The 19,077-nt window shown below is 71.3% G+C and carries 22 protein-coding genes; 6 read left to right on the top strand and 16 right to left on the bottom strand.

Annotated features, from left to right (window positions below):
- Positions 1 to 100 precede the first annotated feature (100 nt).
- Positions 101 to 1,294 (top strand): DUF5667 domain-containing protein, encoded by a 1,194-nt coding sequence (locus VGN50_RS03065; protein WP_327443163.1) that lies wholly within the window; start codon positions 101 to 103, stop codon positions 1,292 to 1,294.
- Between the two features lie 97 nt (positions 1,295 to 1,391).
- Here VGN50_RS03065 and VGN50_RS03060 read toward each other — a convergent pair whose 3' ends face one another.
- From VGN50_RS03060 to VGN50_RS03040, 5 genes are all read right to left on the bottom strand, one after another.
- On the bottom strand, positions 1,392 to 2,882 hold the full coding sequence (locus VGN50_RS03060; protein ID WP_327443162.1) for a lysophospholipid acyltransferase family protein: 1,491 nt from the start codon (positions 2,880 to 2,882) through the stop codon (positions 1,392 to 1,394).
- Complete coding sequence (locus VGN50_RS03055; protein WP_327443161.1) at positions 2,882 to 3,931, bottom strand: NAD-dependent epimerase/dehydratase family protein; 1,050 nt, start codon at positions 3,929 to 3,931, stop codon at positions 2,882 to 2,884. Before VGN50_RS03055 ends, VGN50_RS03060 begins: the two co-directional genes overlap by 1 nt.
- Positions 3,932 to 4,086: 155 nt before the next feature.
- Positions 4,087 to 4,185: a 30S ribosomal protein bS22 gene (locus tag VGN50_RS03050; protein WP_003792170.1), complete on the bottom strand. Its 99-nt coding sequence runs from the start codon at positions 4,183 to 4,185 to the stop codon at positions 4,087 to 4,089.
- Between the two features lie 189 nt (positions 4,186 to 4,374).
- Entirely contained in the window at positions 4,375 to 4,575 is a 201-nt protein-coding gene (locus VGN50_RS03045; protein WP_154684594.1) for a helix-turn-helix domain-containing protein, read from the bottom strand.
- A 174-nt stretch (positions 4,576 to 4,749) separates the two neighbouring features.
- A complete protein-coding gene (locus tag VGN50_RS03040; protein WP_327443160.1) occupies positions 4,750 to 5,946 on the bottom strand; it encodes an acetoin utilization protein AcuC in 1,197 nt (398 codons plus the stop codon).
- A gap of 104 nt (positions 5,947 to 6,050) precedes the next feature.
- Here VGN50_RS03040 and VGN50_RS03035 point away from each other — a divergent pair, with 104 nt between their 5' ends.
- Positions 6,051 to 6,716, top strand: coding sequence for a TrkA family potassium uptake protein (locus tag VGN50_RS03035; RefSeq protein ID WP_327443159.1), 666 nt, complete (start codon positions 6,051 to 6,053; stop codon positions 6,714 to 6,716).
- 39 nt (positions 6,717 to 6,755) lie between these two features.
- On the opposite strand, the gene VGN50_RS03030 is transcribed toward VGN50_RS03035, so the two are convergent.
- The 11 genes from VGN50_RS03030 to VGN50_RS02980 all read right to left on the bottom strand — a co-directional run bounded on the left by VGN50_RS03030 (position 6,756) and on the right by VGN50_RS02980 (position 15,562).
- Positions 6,756 to 7,274 (bottom strand): GNAT family N-acetyltransferase, encoded by a 519-nt coding sequence (locus VGN50_RS03030; protein WP_327443158.1) that lies wholly within the window; start codon positions 7,272 to 7,274, stop codon positions 6,756 to 6,758.
- Positions 7,275 to 7,369: 95 nt separating this feature from the next.
- Complete coding sequence (gene proC / locus VGN50_RS03025) at positions 7,370 to 8,176, bottom strand: pyrroline-5-carboxylate reductase (protein WP_327443157.1); 807 nt, start codon at positions 8,174 to 8,176, stop codon at positions 7,370 to 7,372.
- Between the two features lie 36 nt (positions 8,177 to 8,212).
- On the bottom strand, positions 8,213 to 9,163 hold the full coding sequence (locus tag VGN50_RS03020; RefSeq protein WP_327443156.1) for a proline dehydrogenase family protein: 951 nt from the start codon (positions 9,161 to 9,163) through the stop codon (positions 8,213 to 8,215).
- Positions 9,164 to 9,267: 104 nt separating this feature from the next.
- A complete protein-coding gene (locus VGN50_RS03015; RefSeq protein ID WP_327443155.1) occupies positions 9,268 to 10,002 on the bottom strand; it encodes an ABC transporter permease in 735 nt (244 codons plus the stop codon).
- Positions 9,999 to 10,724: an ABC transporter ATP-binding protein gene (locus VGN50_RS03010; protein ID WP_327443154.1), complete on the bottom strand. Its 726-nt coding sequence runs from the start codon at positions 10,722 to 10,724 to the stop codon at positions 9,999 to 10,001. The genes VGN50_RS03015 and VGN50_RS03010 overlap by 4 nt, the downstream gene beginning before the upstream one ends.
- Positions 10,725 to 10,835: 111 nt before the next feature.
- Entirely contained in the window at positions 10,836 to 11,624 is a 789-nt protein-coding gene (locus VGN50_RS03005) for a VOC family protein (RefSeq protein ID WP_327443153.1), read from the bottom strand.
- A gap of 92 nt (positions 11,625 to 11,716) precedes the next feature.
- Positions 11,717 to 12,706, bottom strand: a complete 990-nt coding sequence (locus VGN50_RS03000) for a TIGR03086 family metal-binding protein (RefSeq protein ID WP_327443152.1) — start codon at positions 12,704 to 12,706, stop codon at positions 11,717 to 11,719.
- Between the two features lie 62 nt (positions 12,707 to 12,768).
- Positions 12,769 to 13,074, bottom strand: a complete 306-nt coding sequence (locus tag VGN50_RS02995) for a metalloregulator ArsR/SmtB family transcription factor (protein ID WP_327443151.1) — start codon at positions 13,072 to 13,074, stop codon at positions 12,769 to 12,771.
- Positions 13,075 to 13,150: 76 nt separating this feature from the next.
- Positions 13,151 to 13,744, bottom strand: a complete 594-nt coding sequence (locus VGN50_RS02990; RefSeq protein ID WP_327443150.1) for a TetR family transcriptional regulator — start codon at positions 13,742 to 13,744, stop codon at positions 13,151 to 13,153.
- Entirely contained in the window at positions 13,741 to 14,565 is an 825-nt protein-coding gene (locus VGN50_RS02985) for a sugar phosphate isomerase/epimerase (protein ID WP_327443149.1), read from the bottom strand. Before VGN50_RS02985 ends, VGN50_RS02990 begins: the two co-directional genes overlap by 4 nt.
- Positions 14,566 to 14,635: 70 nt before the next feature.
- Complete coding sequence (locus tag VGN50_RS02980; protein WP_327443148.1) at positions 14,636 to 15,562, bottom strand: Ppx/GppA phosphatase family protein; 927 nt, start codon at positions 15,560 to 15,562, stop codon at positions 14,636 to 14,638.
- A 32-nt stretch (positions 15,563 to 15,594) separates the two neighbouring features.
- Between VGN50_RS02980 and VGN50_RS02975 the strand changes: the two genes are divergently transcribed.
- The 4 genes from VGN50_RS02975 to radA all read left to right on the top strand — a co-directional run bounded on the left by VGN50_RS02975 (position 15,595) and on the right by radA (position 19,045).
- On the top strand, positions 15,595 to 16,404 hold the full coding sequence (locus VGN50_RS02975; RefSeq protein ID WP_327443147.1) for a hypothetical protein: 810 nt from the start codon (positions 15,595 to 15,597) through the stop codon (positions 16,402 to 16,404).
- Entirely contained in the window at positions 16,401 to 17,090 is a 690-nt protein-coding gene (locus VGN50_RS02970; RefSeq protein ID WP_327443146.1) for a class I SAM-dependent methyltransferase, read from the top strand. Before VGN50_RS02975 ends, VGN50_RS02970 begins: the two co-directional genes overlap by 4 nt.
- 20 nt (positions 17,091 to 17,110) lie before the next feature.
- Positions 17,111 to 17,539 (top strand): SRPBCC domain-containing protein, encoded by a 429-nt coding sequence (locus VGN50_RS02965; protein ID WP_327443145.1) that lies wholly within the window; start codon positions 17,111 to 17,113, stop codon positions 17,537 to 17,539.
- A 120-nt stretch (positions 17,540 to 17,659) separates the two neighbouring features.
- Positions 17,660 to 19,045 carry a DNA repair protein RadA gene (radA, locus tag VGN50_RS02960; protein ID WP_327443144.1) on the top strand — a complete coding sequence of 462 codons (1,386 nt, stop codon included), beginning with the start codon at positions 17,660 to 17,662 and terminating at the stop codon, positions 19,043 to 19,045.
- Positions 19,046 to 19,077: the final 32 nt, after the last annotated feature.

Raw genomic sequence — 19,077 nt, 5'->3', positions numbered from 1 at the left:
CGGCGCGTAACTTCCGCTGGACCACCTCGTTCTCACCGCGACAGGCCGTCACCACGGCAACCGTAGGACGGCCCACCAGGCCTGGCAGGGAGGAGTCGCAGTGCCCGTGCTGAACCGCACCGCCGACGCCTTCCAGCGCGCCCTCGAAGGCGCCGAGCCCAGGGAGCAGCTCGTCCCGCTCGTGGCGACCGGACGCCGTCTCGCCCAGCTCGGTGCCGGGCCGGCACCGGACCCGGCCTTCGTGGAGGCTCTGCGGGGCCGCCTCATGAGCGAGGCCAAGGCGATGCCTGTGCGCACTCCTGCGGGCGCCCGCACCCAAGCCGCCCAGCGGGCCGCTACCCGCAACACCCCGCTCGTGGTCGTCGTCGGGCACGGCCTGCCCCGCGCGCTCGCGGGCGCCACAGCCTCGGCGCTGCTCGTCGGCGCCATCGTCGGGGTGGCCTCGCGCGGCGCCGTCCCCGGTGACGACCTGTACCCGGTCAAGAGCTGGCTGGACAGCGTGGCAGTCCAGCTGGCCGGCAGCGACTTCGACCGTGGCCAGACCTACCTCGCCCAGGCGCAGGAGCACATCTCCGACGCCAGGGACCTGACCGACCAGCCGGCCGATCCCGCTGTCGGCGAGGTCAACCTCGCGCTCCGGCAGGCGGTCGACAGCGTGCGCAACGGTCAGCGCTCCCTCGACAGCGCCTACGCCCAGAGCGGCAACCCCCAGGCCTTGATCGCCATACGCGACTTCACGGCACGCGCCCTGCCGCAGGTGGAGGCCCTGCGCACCCAGGTGCAGGCCGGGTCGCTGCCCGTCCTGGCCCAGCTCGAGGCACTGCTGCAAGACACCCAGGCAGCCACCGCTCGCCGGCTCGCGGCCTGCGGCGCCCAGTGCTCGGCGCTCGGCAGCGCGACGAGCTACCACCCCTCGGCGCTGCCCAGCGTCAGCAATACCGTTCAGGCACCCCGCGGTCAGGCCCCTGCTCCCAGCAACGTTTCGCGGCAGAGCGCCAGCGTCATCTCCGTCCCCGTGGCCCCCCTGACCAACCAGGCCGCGGCCGGGGGGCCCGTGGCCGCTCCCAGCGCCGGCGGCGTGAGCATCGGTGGCCCCAACGGTGGCGCAGACCTGTCCACCGCGGGCGTGGGAGTCAGGCTGCCCTCGCTCACCGCGTCGCTTCCCGGCACCACCAGCACCGTCCGGCTCCCGGCGCCGAGCGCGTCTCTGAGCACCGGCGGCGTGGGGGTCGTCGTGCCCAGTGCGACCGTCGGACCGGCCACGCTCCCGGGCGTCACGATCAGCCTGCCCTGACCACGGCCCGGTGGTCGCGTCGCTGCTCCCAGACGGAGGTCAGCGCGCGCAGAAGGCCCACCAGGCCGTCAATGGTCACGGGCGGAACTTCGGCGAGCTAGAAGAAGACGGACCGCCGCTGCATCAGCAGCGAGTAGAGCGTCTGCTGGATCGTCTCCCGGACCTGGTCGGTCAGGTCGAACACCAGCATCGGGTCGTCGGCCGCCGCGGGCCCGAGGTCCGCGGTCTCGACGGGCGAGCCGAACTCGATGATCCACTTGCTGGGCAACGGGATCAGGCCCAGCGGGCCGAGCAACGGCCAGGTGGGGGTGATCGGCGCATAGGGCGCTCCCACCAGCCGCGCGACCGTCCGCATGTTGCCGATGATGGGGTAGATCTCCTCGGCGCCGACGATGGAGCACGGGATGATCGGCGCCCCGGTGCGCAGCGCCGCCGACACGAACCCTCCCCGGCCGAACCGCTGCAGCTTGTAGCGCTCGCTGAACGGCTTACCCACACCCTTGAACCCCTCGGGCCAGACCCCGCAGAGCTCGCCGTTGGACAGCAGCCGCTCCGCGTCGGGGTTCGCGGCAAGCGTGGAACCCGACTTGCGGGCGAGGGTGCCGACGACGGGCGTCTGGAACACCAGGTCGGCCCCCAGCATCCGCAGGTGGCGTCTCGCCGGGTGCTCGTCGTGGACGGCCACCTGGGTCATCAGGGAGTCCATCGCGACGGTGCCCGAGTGGTTCGCCACGACCAAGGCACCCCCCTCGCTCGGGATGTGCTCGATCCCTCGCACCTCGACCCGGAACCAGGACCGGTAGAGCGGGCGAAGAACGGGCAGGTAGAAGTTCTCGGTGAAGTCCTCATCGAACCCGAACTCGTCGACCGTGTAGTCGCCGGTCACCCTGCGCCGGATGAACGACAGCATGGTGGCGAGGTAGCGCTCGACGTCGTCGGCGGACACCCCGGCGACGCCGGCTGCGACGCGGACCGCGGAGATCCCGGCGGTGAGCAGCTCCTCGACGCCGGGCGCCGTGCGCGACGTCGACAAGGTCGGCTTCGTCGCGGGCGCCAGCGCCTCGTCGTCGGTGACCGCCTTGAGGACGCGGACCGGAGCGGCTTCGGTAGGCCGCGTCGCGGCGGCGGACCCGTTCCGGCCACGAACGGGCTGCCGGGCGGTCCGGGCCCCGGACCTCGCCACGGCCCTCTTCGTGGGGATGGAGGCGGCCTTCGCGACCGGGTGGGGGCGGTGCTTCGCGCGACTCGTCGTCGGTGAGGCCGCGGAGGAGGCGGCCGCTGGCGCCGGCGCAGTCTGGGCGGCCGCGGGTCGCGAGGAAGTCGCCAGCAGCGGGGTGCTACGCCGCTTGGCGCGCTCTCCGGACGCGCGCGCCGCGCCTGCGGCGAGGGCTCCCTGCGAGCCCTGACGGCGTGGGGCAGCAGGCCGCGAGGAGGGTACCGCGGACTTCGCGGCGCTCGTGGCCTTGGCCGTCGCGCGCTTGGCGGTCGCCCGCTTGGCGGTCGCCGGCGCCGCGGTCGCGCGCTTCGCGGTTGACCGGGTGCTCGTCGAGCGCTTCGTCGTTCGTGACGTGTCCGGCTTGGCAGCCATCAGTCATCCCTCCCTGCGGCCCATACGTGGCCGATCGCGGTGGCTGCGGAGCCGGCCACACCGGAGACCGCCGAGCTCAAGGTGGCGCCTCCGGGGATGGCCGGGCCGACACCGTGGGCGAAGTCCTCGAAGGCCGACCGGGTCGTGAAGCGCGGCTCGAACCCGAGGACCTCCCTCATCCGCGTGGTGTCGAGCACTCGGCCGAAGGCCAGGAACTGGAGCTGGTCACTGGTGAAGTCCGCCACCCCGGACCGCTTGACGATGGAACCGAAGACCCCGGCCGCGGGCATGGGCAGCGGCAGGATCGGACGTCCGGCGACCGCGGCCGCCTGGCTCAGCGTGATCACGCCGTCGCCCGCCACGTTGGTGATGCCGCTCGACGGACCGGTCGTGGCGGCCAGGAGCGAGCCCACTGCATCGACCTCGTGGACGAACTGCAGCCGGGCGTCGTAGCCGAAGGGCACCGGGATGACCGGGAGGGTGAAGTAGTCGGTGAGCGAAGTGCGGATCCCCGGCCCGACGATGTTGGCCAGGCGCAGCATGGAGATCTCCACGTCCGGGCGCCGGCGCGAGAAGCCGCGGACATAACCCTCGACCTCGACCGAGTCCTTGCCGAAGCCGGCCCGAGGCAAGGACTTCGGCCCCATGTCCTCGGTGAACAGAGCCGGGTCGCGAGGGCTCGAGCCGTAGACCGCTGCCGACGACTTCACGACCAGCCGGCGGATGCTGTGCGCCTTCTGACAGGCCGCCAGCAGCTGCATCGTGCCGATGACGTTGATCTCCTTCTGGGAGGTCCGGCCGCCGGCATGGGTGGGAGTGGCGATGACGTTCATGTGGACGACGGTGTCGACGTCCGACTGGGCGATGATCTTGCCGATCATGGGGTTGCGGATGTCGGCACGGACGAACTCGGCACGCCCGATGTCGTGGGGGGGCGGAATGACGTCGACGCCGATCACCCGGCCGACGGAGGGGTCCCGCGTGAGGGCTCGGGCGAACTGACCACCGAGGTAGCGCGAGACGCCAGTCACGAGGACGACATCAGCCACGGTCACTCCAACGGGTCGGAAGGCTACGGACGTGCGACGCTGCCACCCTACCCAGCGCGCCCCCACCGCCGAAGCCGGTGCGCCTGACCGTGGACGCGGCGCTCGTCACAACCGCGAGAAACCGAAAGGCCCCCGCCGCAGCGGGAGCCCTGAGGTTACTTCTTGTTGCGACGCTGGTGGCGCGTCTTGCGAAGAAGCTTGCGGTGCTTCTTCTTCGCCATGCGCTTGCGGCGCTTCTTGATGACAGAGCCCATGATGTCCTCTTGTGTCGTGGTCGTGTTGCCGGACGGGGCAACGAACGCACCACGCCGAACAGTGGTGGCCACTCTAGCGGGACCTGCGGTCCCTACCCAAACCCGGAGGTGCGGCATACGCCACTGCAACAGAGGGCGAGCCGGGACACCTTGGCCCCGGCTCGCCCTCAGAGTGCAGTCAGCACACCATCACGCGGTGTCGACGTACGAGGTGTGCAGGTACTTGTGCACGGCATCCTCCGGGACCCGGAAGGACCGCCCCACGCGGATCGCGGGAAGCTCGCCGGCATGCACCATGCGGTACACCGTCATCTTGGACACGCGCATGATCGAGGCCACCTCGGCGACGGTCAGGAACCGCACCTCGGCGAGCTGTCGCTCGTTGGACATTGTCGAACCTCGATCTTCTACACGTGCGCATCGCCGGCTTCCCCTCCGGCGGATATCTACGCTCGTGCAGAGTGAACTGTAGGGGCTCATGTGACTCATGGGGAAGCCAACGGCGAAACTTCTTCGCGAATGTCCAGCCGACACGCCGCGCCGACCTGGGCAATCACCTGAACCTCAGTCGAACCACACGTCCAGACCGTGAGCCTCGAAGACCGCCTCGCGGGTCGCCATCACGGCCCGGTCGACCGCGCTGTGGGGGTTGTAGCCCATGCCCCAAGGCTGGTGCCAGATCGGCAGGTCGGCAGGCGGCAGGTCACCCATCCGCCGTGGTCCTTCACGCCCGAAGGCCTGACGCACGTGAGCGAGCCACTCCGGCGGCACCTCCGTGGCCGCCGGGATCGGGCGGTGCGCCGCGATCGCCGTCAGGTGCGTCCAGGTGCGCGGCACGACGTCGACGACCTCGTACCCCCCGCCCCCCAGGGCCACCCAGCGACCGGCGCACACCTCATGAGAGAGCCGGTGCAGCGAGTCGGCGGCAGCGCGCTGCGCGTCGACGGACAGGGCCAGGTGGGCCAGCGGGTCCTGCGCGTGGGTGTCGCAACCGTGCTGGGTCACCAGCACCTCCGGCGCGAACGCTCGCACCAGTGGCAGGGCCGTGGCATGCAGGGCGCGCAGCCAGGCCGAGTCGCCCGTGCCGGGGGGCAGCGCGACGTTGACCGCCGAACCCAGGGCATCCGGTCCCCCGATGTCTCCGGGGAACCCAGTGCCGGGGAACAGCTCTCGCCCCGACTCGTGCAGCGAGATGGTGAGCACCCGCGGGTCGTCCCAGAAGATGCGTTCGACCCCGTCACCGTGGTGGACGTCGATGTCGACATACGCCACCCGCTGCGCACCGTGGTCGAGCAGCCACTGGATTCCCACGGCGATGTCGTTGTAGATGCAGAAGCCGGATGCGTTGCCCGGCATCGCGTGGTGCAGCCCCCCGCAGAAGTTGACGCCGTGCTCGGCCCGCCCCTCCCACACGTCCGCGCACACCTGACGGGTGCCCTCGGCGATGCGCCCACTGACCTCGTGCATCCCCGAGAACGCCGGGTCGTCCTCGGTGCCGAGACCGCGCTGGGGGTCGGCGTTCGCGGGGTCCTGCGAGGCGGCCCGCACGGCGGCGATGTAGTCGCGGTCGTGCACGGTGGCCAGGAGGTCGTCGTCCGGGACGGGCGGAGACACGACCTCGACCCCCTCGGCCTCGAGGACGCCGAGCGCCTCGCAGAGCCGCACCGTCAGGTCGAGGCGGACCGGGTTCATGGGATGCATCGGGCCGAAGTCGTAGGCGGTGAAGCCGTGGTCCCAGACCACCCGCACCTGTGAGGGCATGTCCGGCACGCTACCTGTGGCCCCGTCGTCATCACAGCCGGGTACCTCCCGTGGGACGCGGTAGCGTGCTGGTCTGATCTCACCGACGAGCGCGGAGGACCGCTGTGGGCAAGAAGCTGTACGACGACGATGTCCTCGTCATCGGCCTGGGACGGTTCGGCGCCGCCGCCGCGGTCGAGCTCCAGCGGCTCGGCCACCACGTGGTGGCGGTCGAGCGGGACACCCAGCGGGCAGAGGCCTTCGTCGGCCGAGTGGGCAAGGTCGTCCAGGCCGACGCGAGCCAGCCGAAGGCGGTCGCGAACCTCAAGGCACGCAGCTTCCAACTCGCGGTGGTAGGCATCGGGTCCTCGGTCGAGGCCTCCGTGCTGTGCGCCATGAACCTCGTCGACGCCGGCATACCGACGATCTGGGCCAAGGCGATCTCACCCGAGCACGCGCGCATCCTCGAGCGCATCGGCGCCCACCACGTCATCTTGCCGGAGGCCGAGAGCGGGCGCCGGGTCGCGCACCTCCTCAACGGCAAGCTGCTCGACTACATCGAGTTCGACGACGGCTTCGCCATCGTCAAGATGCGCCCGCCGCAGGAGGCGATCGGGTTCACCCTCGGACAGAGCGCGATTCGCAGCAAGTACGGCGTGACCGTCGTCGGGGTGAAGTCCCCCGGGGCCGACTTCACGCACGCCGTCCCGGACACGAAGGTGACCGCCCACGACACGCTCATCGTCAGCGGACCCACCGACCTGCTCGACCGGCTCGCCTCGCGCCCCTGACGGCTCCCGACGGCGGCCTGGGCTTTGGCGCCCTGACTTCTACAGGCTGGGCACGCCCCGGTCGTCGCCGAGCGGGAGGACCATCGCGATCTCCTCCTCGGCGTCCGACGTCCGCACCCGCATGGGCCGGCGCGAGTCCGTCGGCCGGAACCCGAAGCCGCTGGCGAACGCCACGGCGCGCCCGTTCTCCGTGCTCACCCAGTAGGCCAGGTGCGTGCTCCGCTGGGCGCGGGCGACGTCCGCGCCGGCCTGGACCAGCTGGCTGGCGACACCCGTGCCCCGAGCCGTCGGGGCGACCCACAGACCGAACAGCTCGGCGACGCGCTCGTTCTCGCTGTGCCGGCCGAGGCTGGCCACACCGACCGCCTCGCCCTGACGCTCGGCGACCAGCCGGCGCGAGCGGCGCATCCGGTCCCGCCAGAGCTCCTCGTCGTAGCCGCGCTCCTCCTCGAGCGTTGCGGCGAAGGCGTCGGGTGACTCCTCCAGCGCACTGAGCCGCACCGAGCGGTACCGCTCCCATTCGTCCTCGGTCAGCGTGCGCACCGTGATGTCGCTCATGCGAACCACTGTCGCACGACTACCACCCCCGGGGTCAGGTGAGTTTCCCCAGAGTTCACTGTCAGCGGGCTGAGCGCCGGCCGCAGACGACGGGGTCAGTCGAGCCCGGACGCCAGCTCGTGCGAGCGCACCGCTGCCGCCTCCATGGCGGAGATGAAGGCCGCCCGCACCTTGTGGTCGTCGAGCTGCCGCAGCGCGGCGGCAGTGGTGCCCCCCGGCGAGGTGACCTGCTCGCGGAGCACGGTGGGGTGCTGACCGGTCTCGCGCATCATCGTGGCGGCGCCGAAGAGCGTCTGCACCACCAGCTCGGTGGAGGTCGGCCGCGGCAGCCCGAGCACCACGCCCGCCTCGATCATCGCCTCGACGACATAGAAGATGTATGCCGGGCCGCTGCCACTGATCGCGGTGACCGCGTCCTGGTGCTTCTCGGCGACCTGGACCACCCGGCCGCACGAGCGCAGCAGGTCCGAGGCCTCCTCGAGGTGGGCCGGGTCGGCGCTACGGCCGGCGCTCAGAGCGGCCATGCCCTGGTCGACCAGTGCCGGAGTGTTGGGCATGACCCGCACGACGGCGACACCCTCGGGAAGCCTGCTCTCGAGATAGGTCGTCGGGATTCCGGCAGCCAGGCTCACGACGAGGTTCCCCGGCGACAGGTGGTCGCGGATCTCCTCGACGAGCAAACCCATGTCCTGGGGCTTGACGACCAGGACCACGGTGTCCGCGGCCTCGGCGGCCTCGACGTTGGACAGGGCGCGCACGCCGTACGTGCGGGTGAGCTCCTCGGCCCGCTCCGGGCGCCGGGCGGTGACGACCAGGTCGTCCGCGCTCCGGCCCGAGCGGATGAGGCCCGACAGCAGCGTCTCGCCCATGACTCCGGCACCCAGGATCGCGACAGTTCCCATGGCGGCAGTCTGGCAGCAGGGCCTGCCGCCGGTCGGCTAGTTTCTCGTGGCGAGACCGCGCAGGAAGAACATGGTGTTGGCGGGACGCTCGGCCATGCGGCGCATGAGGTAGCCGTACCACTGCTCGCCGTAAGGGATATAGACCCGCATCTGGTTGCCGCGGTCGGCGATGCGCTTCTGTTCCTCGGGGCGGATCCCGTAGAGCATCTGGTACTCATAGCTGTGGGCCTCGCGGCCGTGGTGGCTCGCGAGCGCCCCCGCGATCTCGATGAGCCGCGGGTCGTGGCTCGCGACCATGGGGTAGCCCTGGCCGCTCATGAGGACCTTGAGGCAGCGGACGTAGCTCTGGTCCACCTCGGCGGACCCCTGGAAGGCCACCGACTCGGGCTCCTTGTAGGCGCCCTTGCACAGCCGGACGCGGCTGCCCTCGTAGGCCAGGTCACGGCAGTCGGCCTCGCTGCGCCGCAGGTACGACTGGATCACCGCGCCGACCCAGGGAAAGTCCTGGCGCAGCTCGCGCAGGGACTCCAGCGTGGCGTCGGTCGTGGTGTGGTCCTCCATGTCGAGGGTCACCGTGGTGCCGGCGTTCGCCGCAGCCTGGCAGATCTCGCGGGCGTGCTCGAGAGCGATCTTGTCGCCGTCACCGGGCAGGTACTGGCCGAGCGCGGACAGCTTGAGGCTGACCTCTCCCATGCCGAGCTGGCTCAGGTCGGCGTCGGCCAGTGCCTTGAGCAGCTCGAGGTAGTGGTCGCGGGTGCGGATCGCCTGGGTCAGGTCGGTGGTGTCCTCACCCAGGTAGTCGATCGTCGCCAGCCGGTTGGTGGCCCGTAGCTCGGCCGTCGCGGCGACGGCGTCCTCCGTGTGCTCACCTGGGACGAAGCGTCGCACGACACTGCGGCTCACCGGCGCCTTCTCGACGGCCTGCCGGACGGCGCCGCTCTTGGAGAGCTGGAGCAGGGTGTTGCGCAGCACGTCACTGGCGTCCACGAGAGTCCTTCCGACCGTCGCCACGGATCTCGTGGCCGGCGACAAGGCTAGGCCACGCACGGCGCCCTGTGGGCCCGGCCCGGTCGCACGACTCCTCGAGCGCCTCAGGCGGTGCGGCGGCGCAGGGTCAGGCTCCCCAGCACGAGTGCCACCACAACCCACAGACCGATGACGCCGAGATCTCCGGACACGTCCGAGCCCGGCGTGGCGCTGGTGGTCACCGCCTTCATCGCGTCGACGGCATACGACAGGGGCAGGACGTCGGAGACCCAGCGCAGCACGTCGGGCAGCCGGTCGCGCTCCACGAGCAGCCCACAGAGCAGGAACTGCGGCAGCACGAGGGCGGGCATGAACTGGACAGCCTGGAACTCGGTGCGGGCGAAACCGCTCGCGAGCAGCCCCAGCGCCGTGCCCAGCACCGCGTCGAGCACTGCGACGATGACGAGCTGCCAGAGCGGCCCGGCCACGCTGAGCCCGCAGACATAGACCGCGAAGGCCGTCGCGATGAGCGCCTGCAGGACCGCCATGATCCCGAAGGCGAGGGCGTAGCCGAACATGAAGTCGCCCTTACCGAGGGGCGTCGTCAGCAGCCGCTCCAGGGTGCCGGACGTGCGTTCTCGCAGGGTCGCCACGCTCGTCACGATGAACATGACGACGAACGGGAAGACTCCGAGCAGCGAGGCGCCGATGGCGTCGAAGACGGGCGTGTCCTTGAAGATCCAGGCCAGCAGACCCAGGAGCACGCAGGGCACGACGAGCATCAGCGCGATGGTGCGACGGTCCGAGCGCAGCTGGTTCAGCACGCGCCCGGCGGTGACGAGAGTGCGGTGGGCGTTCATCGGGCAGCCTCCTGAGCCTGGTCGATCAGTGCGAGGAACGCGCTCTCCGCGTCGGTGGTGCCGGTCCGCGCCAGGAGTCCGGTGAGCGTGTCGTCGGCGAGGAGCTGCCCCTCCCGGAGCAGGAGGAGCCGGTCGCAGCGGCTCGCCTCGTCCATGACGTGACTCGACACCAGCAGCGAACGGCCTTGTGCCGCAAGCCGATGGAAGAGCTCCCACAGGTCGCGGCGCAACACCGGGTCGAGGCCCACGGTCGGCTCGTCCAGGACGAGTAGCTGCGGGTCGCCGACCAGGGCCGAGGCGAGGGAGACTCGAGAGCGTTGGCCGCCGGACAGCTGGCCGACGAGCACGTCGGCGTGGCTGTCGAGGTCGACGGCCTCGATCGCCTCGTCGACCGCGGTCTGCGGGGCACCGAGCAGGCTCGCGAAGTAGCGCACGTTGGCGCGCACGGTGAGGTCGTCGTAGACGCTCGGGCTCTGCGTGACGTAGCCGACCTGGCGGCGCAGTGCCGGCGCGCCGGCGGGCTCGCCCAGCACCCGCACGTCCCCGGCTCGCACCAGCTGTACGCCGACGATCGCGCGGATGAGGGTGGACTTGCCACTCCCGCTGGGGCCGAGCAGCCCAACCACCTGACCGGCAGGAATGCGGACGCTGAGGTCCAGCAAGACCGGGCGGCCCCCCCGGACCACCCGGAGGTGGTCGATCTCGATGGCGTTTTTCATCATACGATGAAATATACGCCGCGTCGTCGTGGTCGACAAGAGACCAGACAGGGGTAGGCCGTGCCACCGACGGGTGGCACGGCCTACCTCGTGTGCGCGGGCGTGCGGCTGGGCTCAGGCGTCCTGCTGCTCCCCCGGCTGGAGGAGGTTGAACATCGCACCCTGGGGGTCGCGGGCGACGACCATCCGGCCGACCGGCATGTCCGTCGGCTCGACGAGCAGCGAGCCTCCCAGCTCGGTGATGCGCGCCGCAGCCTCGTCGGCCGAGGCCACCGAGAACCAGACGTTCCAGTGGTTGGGGACGCCCTCCATCTGCGGCGGCGTCGAGCCCCCGACCTGCTGGTCGCCCACCTGGAAGATCGTGTAGCTGTCGTCGGGACCCATCGGCGTCGACACTGCCTTCAGACCGAGGAGCTTGTCGTAGAACGGGTGCGCCGCGTCGGGGTCCGAGGTCACCAGCTCGTTCCAGGTGAGGGCGCCAGGCTCGTTGGCGACCTGGGCTCCGATGTGCTCGCCGGCCTGCCAGAGGCCCACGAACGCCCCGGACGGGTCAGCGACGAAGGACATCCGGCCGGCCTCCATGACGTCGAACGGCTCCATGGCGACGACACCACCGGCGCCCGCGACGCGCGCCGTCGTGGCATCGACGTCGTCGACGGCCAGGTACGTGTTCCACATGGGCGGGACGCCCGCGGCGGCCTGCTCGGGGTTCTGGGGGGCGATGGCTGCGGCGTTGCGGCCGCCCAGCTGTGCCATCGCGTAGACCGGACCGTCGGGCATCGGCTGCTCGACGTACTCCCAGCCGAACACGCCGGAGTAGAAGGCGCGCGCAGCGCCCTGGTCGGAGGTCTGCAGGTCCACCCAGCAGGGGGTGCCCTGGGCGTACGAGGTCTTGGTGGTCATGGTCGTGCCTTTCGGTGGGCCGTCGTGGACGGCGGTGGATGTGTGACTGCGATGCGTATGCCGCGTGCGGCGGGCCAAAGGGTGCGGCAGGGTCAGGCGGTGCGACCGGAGAGCGCGACGAGCCGGTCGAGCGCACCTGCGCGCCCGGCGATCTCGACCGCGGGCCCGAAGGAGCCGCTGGCTCTGGCCCCCGGGATGATCTGGGCGCCGAGGTTGTGGACGTACTGCGCCACCTCCTCCGAGACGTGCAGCTCCTGACCGGTCGCCTGCGCGAAGTCCCAGGCGTGCAGGAGGTACTCGAGGTTGAGGATGCCGACGGCCATGGTTGCGGGAATCGTCAGGTCGCCGGCCGTGACGTTCCCCTCGAGCCCGCGGACGGCCCAGGCCTCGTTGACCTGCTGGGCCACCTCCGCGACGGCGGCGACCAGGCACGGCTGCGGTGTGCGGGCCACCTCGATGCCCGCCAGGGTGCCGACGAACGTCAGGGTGCCGAACAGGTGCTCGGCCAGCTGGTGGACGGTGAAGCCCTCACAGGGAGTGGGCCTCTCACGGTCGGCGTCGGTGACCGGGAGCAGCACCCGCTGCAGCACCGCCAGCGTGGCATCGGCACAGGACAGCTCGCCCAGCTCCTGCGGGACCCAGGACCACTCGTCCGGACCGGCGTCGCCCTGCGCCGCCGCCCGCTCGAGCCGGCCGAAGAAGTGGTTCCAGCCCTCGAGGTGACTGGTGGCCTGCTCGGGGGTGAGGCCCTCGTGGACCAGCCGGACCAGCGTGCCGCCCTCGGCCGGCTCCAGGGTCACGGTGACCGTCGATGCGTCCGGACCCAGGTCGGGCGAGCCCTCCCAGCCCCAGCCGAAGACGATCCGCTCTCCCGGGACGACCTCTCTGTAGGTGCCGCGCGCCACATGACCGGGGACGATGGTGAAGCGGTACTCGCCGCCGGCCCTGAGGTCGACGCGCGCCGCGATGGTCTTCCACCGACGCAGGCGGTCGGGCTCGGTGATGAGTGCGAAGGCGTCGTCGGGCGGCACCGGGAGGAAGGCGGTCTTCTCGGCCGCGACGGTGGTGGGCGTGCTGGTCATGGTGCTCTCCGGTTGGTCGGTGGAGGTGGCGGGCGAGGGTCTGCTGTCCGGCGCGAGGGAGGTCAGGAGCGGGTCACGAGCCGGGTCGCGTCGGCCACGAGAAGGTCGAGCTCGTCGGTCCAGAAGCGGTCGATCTCTGCGCGCAGCCTCACGACGCCGCCCGGGACGATGCTGTAGAAGCGCTGCCGCCCGTCCTTGCGGGCGACGACGAGGCCTGCGTCGGCGAGCACGAGCAGGTGTTGGGAGATCGCCGAACGCGTGACAGGGAAATGCTCGGCGAGCTCGTTGACGGAACGCGGACCCGCCGCGAGCAGCTGCAGGATGCGACGCCGGGTGGGCTCCGCTGCTGCGCTGAGAGCGTCGGTCACGGGATATACGTTAGTCCTCACTAACGTATATCGTCAATCCTCGACCCAGCGTCAGTCACTGAAGTGGGTGGTGCGGCTAGGGCACGAGGTAGCGCTGGATGGTGGGCCCGACGAGTCCGGCGAGCTCGTCGCGCGAGGCCTGGACGACCGCAGGGAACTCGACGATGTAGCGCATCATCGCGAGCCCGACCATCTGCGACGCGGCCAACCCGGCACGCAGCTCGACGTCCGTGGGGGCGGGCCCATCGGCATACAGCTGGCCCAGGATGCGGCCGAAGATCTCACGGACCAGGAACTCGCGCAGCATGCGCGTGGCCTCGGCGTGGGTCACTGCCGAGCGGATCAGGGCCTGGAAGCGCTCACGTCCGGAGGGCGAGTCCCACACCGTGAGGAAGATGAGCACCAGGGCCGACCCGAGCTCCTCGCGCGGCCCCTGCATGACCTGGCCGATGAGAGCGGCCGGGTCGACGGGGATGTCCATGACGGCGGCGAAGAGCTGGGGCTTGCCACCGAAGTAGTGGTGCAGCAGAGCGGGGTCGACCTCGGCGCGGCGGGCGATGCCACGCATGGAGGTGGCGTCGTAGCCCGCATCGGCGAACTCGGTCCGCGCGGCGTCGAGGATTGCCGCCCGGGTGTCCACCCCTCCGGGGCGCCGGCCCCGCGGGCTCATCGAGCCTCACCCGGCGAGGTCACGGGGGAGGCCAGGTGCAGCCGGGCGAAGGCGAGGGCCTCCGCCAGGTCCACCTCGCGCTCCTCGGCGGTGAGCTTGCGGGTCGTCACCTCGGCCACCACGGAGCCGGAGAACCCTTCTGCGGCAAGGCTTTCCAAGAGCTCGGCGCACGGCTGGGTGCCACGGCCCGGCACGAGGTGCTCGTCCTTGAGCGAGCCCAGGCCGTCGGCGAGGTGCACGTGCGCGAGCCGCGGCCCGAGCACGCGGGCCATCTCCATGGCGTCCGAACCGGCCGTCGCGGTGTGCGACAGGTCGAGCGTCACATGGTCATAGGGCTGGGGAACCGGGTCCCAGTGCGGCAGGTAGGCCTGGTACTCACGCTGCCGCGCCCGCCACGGAAACATGTTCTCGACCGCGAGGCGCACCCCCGTCTCGTGCTCGCGCAGTGCGACGCCCTCGGCGAAGTCGCGGGCGTACTCCTTCTGCCAGCGAAAGGGTGGGTGCAGCACCACTGTGTCGGCGCCCACCTCCTGGGCGAGCTCGATCGACCGGTCGACCTTGGTCCAGGGGTCAGGGCCCCAGATCCGCTGGGTCAGCAGAAGGGTCGGCGCGTGCACAGACACGATCCGCAGGTCGTGGAGGCGGGCGAGCGCGGCGAGCGCACCGGCCTCCTGCGAGACGGGGTCGGTCCACACCATGACCTCGACGCCGTCGTAGCCCAGCCGCGCGGCCGTCGCGAACGCAGCGGCACAGCCCTCGGGATAGACCGAGGCGGTCGAGAGCGCCACCGTCGCGCCGGGGATCGAGACCGCCGAGGACATGCCACCGAGCGTACCGAGCCGCCTCGTACGGGCGAGCAGGGCTGCGGAGGGGCGACGGACGCGGCGACCGTCAGCGCAGGGCGTCGAGCCTGCTGAGGATCACGCCTTCGCGAAGGGCCCATGGGCAGATCTCCAAGCGGTCGACCCCCAGCAGGTCCAGGGCAGCCTCCGCCACGAGCGCCCCGGCGAGCAGCTGCCGGGACCGGCCAGGCGAGATGCCGGGGAGCTGAGCGCGCTCGGCGGCCGTCATATCTGCCAGCCGGCCCACCAGCAGGGTGAGCTCCGTGCGCTCGAGCTGCCGCACGGCATACGGGCCATCGCTGCTGGGTGCGGCGCCGAGGGCGCGCGCCAGCGAGCGCATCGTCTTGGAGGTGCCGACCGCGCGGTCGGGGGGTCCGGCCTTGGTCAGCGGCCTCACGGCGCCGGCCAGGCGCAGCCGGATCTCGCGCCTGGCCGCGCGAACCACGTCAGCGCCCGGTGGGTTGCCCGGCAGCAGGTCGCGGGTGAGGCGGCCCGCGCCGAGGGGCAGCGAGACGGCCGCGTCGGGCTCCTCGTCCATCCCGGCAGCGAGCTCCAGCGAGCCGCCACCGATGTCGACGACCAGCAGGGTGCCGCTCGACCAGCCGAACCACCTGCGCGCCGCCAGGAAGGTCAGGCGCGCCTCGTCCTCACCCGAGAGGACCTCGAGGGCGACCCCGGTCTGCGCCCGCACGCGGGCGAGGACCTCCTCACCGTTGGGCGCCTCACGGATCGCGCTGGTGGCGAAGGCCATGACCTCCTCGACGCCCTGGTCCTCCGCCACGGCGAGGCACTCGGTGATGAACCGGACCAGCGCCTGCTCCCCCGCCGCGTCGATGAGCCCCTCCGTGGACACGTGCTCCGACAGCCGCAGCTCCCGCTTGTGGGAGGTCGCCGGCAACGGCTGGGCGCCCCGGTGGGCGTCGACGACCAGGAGGTGGACGGTATTGGAGCCGACATCGACCACCCCGAGGCGCATGACTCAACGCTATCGGGACGTAGGGTTGCTCCGTGCCTGAGACCACGCTCGACACTGCCCGCATCTGGGTGGAGTTCACCGACCCTGCGGACACGTCCGAGACGCCGCAGCGGTTCCGCTGCGACCTGACGTGGCTGACCTCGAGCTGGACGTGCATCTTCGGCAACGGCTGCCAGGGCATCTATGCCGACCGGCCGGACGACGGGTGCTGCACCCTCGGCGCGCATTTCACCGACGACGACGACGTCAAGCGGGTCAAGGCGGTGGTCAAGGAGCTCGGCGAGGACGAGTGGCAGCTGCACCCGGGCTCGACCAGGCAGTCGGCGTGGACCGAGGTCGAGGACGGCGCGCTCAAGACCAAGGTCGTCGACGGCGCCTGCATCTTCCTCAACCGGCCGGGCTTCCCCGCGGGGGCCGGCTGCGCGCTGCACCAGCACGCCGTGCTCACCGGCAAAGCGCCACACACCGTCAAGCCCGACGTCTGCTGGCAGCTGCCGATCCGGCGCACCTACCGCACCGTCGAGCTGCCCGACGGCTCGAGCTGGCAGGAGGTCACCATCACGGAGTACGACCGCCGCGGCTGGGGGCCCGGCGGCCACGACCTCGACTGGTACTGCTCGGGCAACCCCGAGGCCCACGTGGGCCGCGAGCCCGTCTACCGCAGCAACCGCGGTGAGCTCATCGAGCTCATGGGCGAGAAGGCGTATGCCGAGCTCGAGCTGCGCTGCGAAGCCCACCTGGCGAGCGTGAAGGCCGCGCGAAACGCTTACTCCCGCAAGATGTTGCCCCTTCTCGTCCACCCGGCGACCCTGACCGCCCAAGCGGCCCGCAAGCGCCCGTGAACGACCCCACACGCAGCCCGAACATCTGGGACACGCCTGACGTCTACGAGGTCGAGAACCTCGGGGTCGACCGGGCCGGCGTGATCGAGTCCGCCATGGCGGCCCTCCACCCGTTCCAGGGTGCCGATCTCGTCGACGTGGGATGCGGCAGCGGGTTCCACCTGCCCCGGTTCGTCGAGCTCGGATGCGCCTCCGTCGTCGGCGTCGAGCCGTACCCACCGCTGGTCGAGCTGGCGCACGAGCGCGTCAAGGGCATCCCGACGGCTCGGGTGGTCGAGGGTGTGGCGCAGGACCTTCCGCTCGCCGACGACTCGGTCGACATCGCGCACGCCCGCTGGGCCTACTTCTTCGGCGCGGGCGCGGAGCCTGGCCTCGCGGAGCTGGAGCGCGTCCTGCGCCCCGGCGGCACGGCATACGTCATCGACAACGACGCGACGCGCTCGACGTTCGGCCGCTGGTTCAGGCGGGCCTACCCGTCCTACGACCCGCTCGCGGTCGAGCGGTTCTGGAGCCGGCAGGGGTGGTCGCGCGAGCGGCTGACGATCACGTGGACCTTCGACTCCCGGGCGGACTTCGAGGACGTGGTGCGGATCGAGTTCCCCGAGACGGCCGCGGAGGGCATCCTGGCCGAGCACGAGGGCACGACGGTCGACTATGCCGTCAGCCTGTGGCACCGTCGGTACTGAACTCAACCCCGGAGGTAGCAATGACGGGCCATGTCGCCACCGCCCGCACCGAGATCCAGGCCTCGCCTGAGCGCGTCTGGGAGGCCATGACCGACCCGGCCCAGGTGGCCGAGTACATGATGGGCAGCCAGGTCGAGAGCGACTACGAGCCCGGCAGCCCCATCACCTGGAGCGGTCAGTGGGAGGGCAAGGCGTACCAGGACAAGGGCGAGGTGCTGCAGGCCGATCCCGGGCGGCTGCTGGAGGTCACGCACTACAGCCCGCTCACCGGCGCGGAGGACGTACCGGAGAACTACCACACGGTGCGCTATGAGCTGTCGTCCTCAGACGGCGTCACCATCGTCGCGTTGACCCAGGACGGCTGCACCGACGCCACCCAGGCCGAGCAGTTCTCCCAGAGCTGGCAGGGGATGCTCGACGGGCTGAAGCAGGTCGCCGAGTCCGCCTGACCCCGCTCGGTGCGACTAGCGCTCGCTCCCGGCCCACGACACGCCGACTCCGGCCGCGTAAGTCGCACCAGCCCCGGAGGTCGGCGGCCGCTGTCGGTCCCGGCCCGTAGGTTGTCGCCCATGGCAGCAAAGGCGTCGACCAAGTCGAGCGGGTTCCGCTGCTCCGAGTGCGGCTGGACCACGGTCAAGTGGGTGGGTCGCTGCGGCGAGTGCCAGGCCTGGGGCAGCGTCAGCGAGCTGGGGGCAGTCACCGTCCGCACCACCAGCGCAGCGCCCGTCGAGCGCCCGGCTGTGCCCATCGGTCATGTGGACGTCCGGCGCGCCGAGGCGCGCAGCACCGGGGTCAGCGAGTTCGACCGGGTGCTCGGTGGCGGCCTGGTGCCGGGCGCCGTGGTCCTCGTGGCCGGCGAGCCGGGCATCGGCAAGTCGACCCTGTTGCTGGACGTCGCGGCCCGGGCCGCTCGCCAGGGCGACGGCCGCACCGTGCTCTACATCACCGGCGAGGAGTCGGCAGCCCAGGTTCGGATGCGCGCCGAGCGGATCGAGGCGATGGCAGCCTCCCTCTTCCTGGCCAGCGAGACCGACCTCGCCACGGTGCTCGGCCAGATCGAGGCCGTGCAGCCTGACCTGCTGGTCATCGACTCGGTCCAGACCATCGCCAGCGGCGAGGTGGAGGGCGCTGCCGGCAACGTCAGCCAGGTGCGTGAGGTGGCGGCCTCGGTGATCCAGGTCGCCAAGTCCCGCGGCATCGCCACGCTGCTCGTCGGGCACGTCACCAAGGACGGGTCGATCGCCGGTCCGCGCGTCCTCGAGCATCTCGTCGACGTCGTGGTGCAGTTCGAGGGCGACCGGCACTCCCGCCTGCGCCTCGTGCGCGCGGTCAAGAACCGCTACGGGCCGACGGACGAGGTCGGCTGCTTCGACCTGTCCGACGTCGGCATCGTGGGGCTCGCCGACCCGAGCGGGCTGTTCCTGTCGCGCGGCACGCTGAGCGTCCCCGGCACCTGCGTCACGGTCACCCTGGAGGGGCGACGTCCGCTCATGACCGAGGTGCAGGCGCTGGTCGCCAAGAGCGAGATCCCCACCCCTCGGCGCGCCACCAGCGGCCTCGACTCGGCTCGCGTCGCGATGATCATCGCCGTCCTCGGACGCCGAGCGGGGGCGCCCATCGGCACCCAGGACGTCTACCTGTCCACCGTCGGCGGGGTGCGTCTCACCGAGCCCGCCTCCGACCTGGCCGTGGCGCTGGCGATGGCCAGTGCCCTGACCGACCGTCCGCTGGCCGAGCACTCCGTCGCCTTCGGCGAGCTCGGGCTGGCCGGCGAGCTCCGCCCCGTCAGCGGCATACCGCGTCGTCTGAGCGAGGCCGCGCGACTGGGGTTCCGCACGGCCTATGTCCCCGCGGGGGTCGTCGGCACCGGGCCCACGCCCGAGGGCATGACCGTGGTCGAATGTCCCGACATCCGGCGCGCGGTCGGCGCCGCACTGCAGGGTCCGCCCGGTTAGACTCGCGCCAGACCAGACCGGCAGAGCAAGGG

Source organism: Pedococcus sp. (assembly GCF_036000045.1).
Classification (GTDB): domain Bacteria; phylum Actinomycetota; class Actinomycetes; order Actinomycetales; family Dermatophilaceae; genus Pedococcus.
The sequence above is the reverse complement of the archived record's forward strand: the minus strand, read 5'-3'. Positions and strand labels throughout refer to the sequence as shown.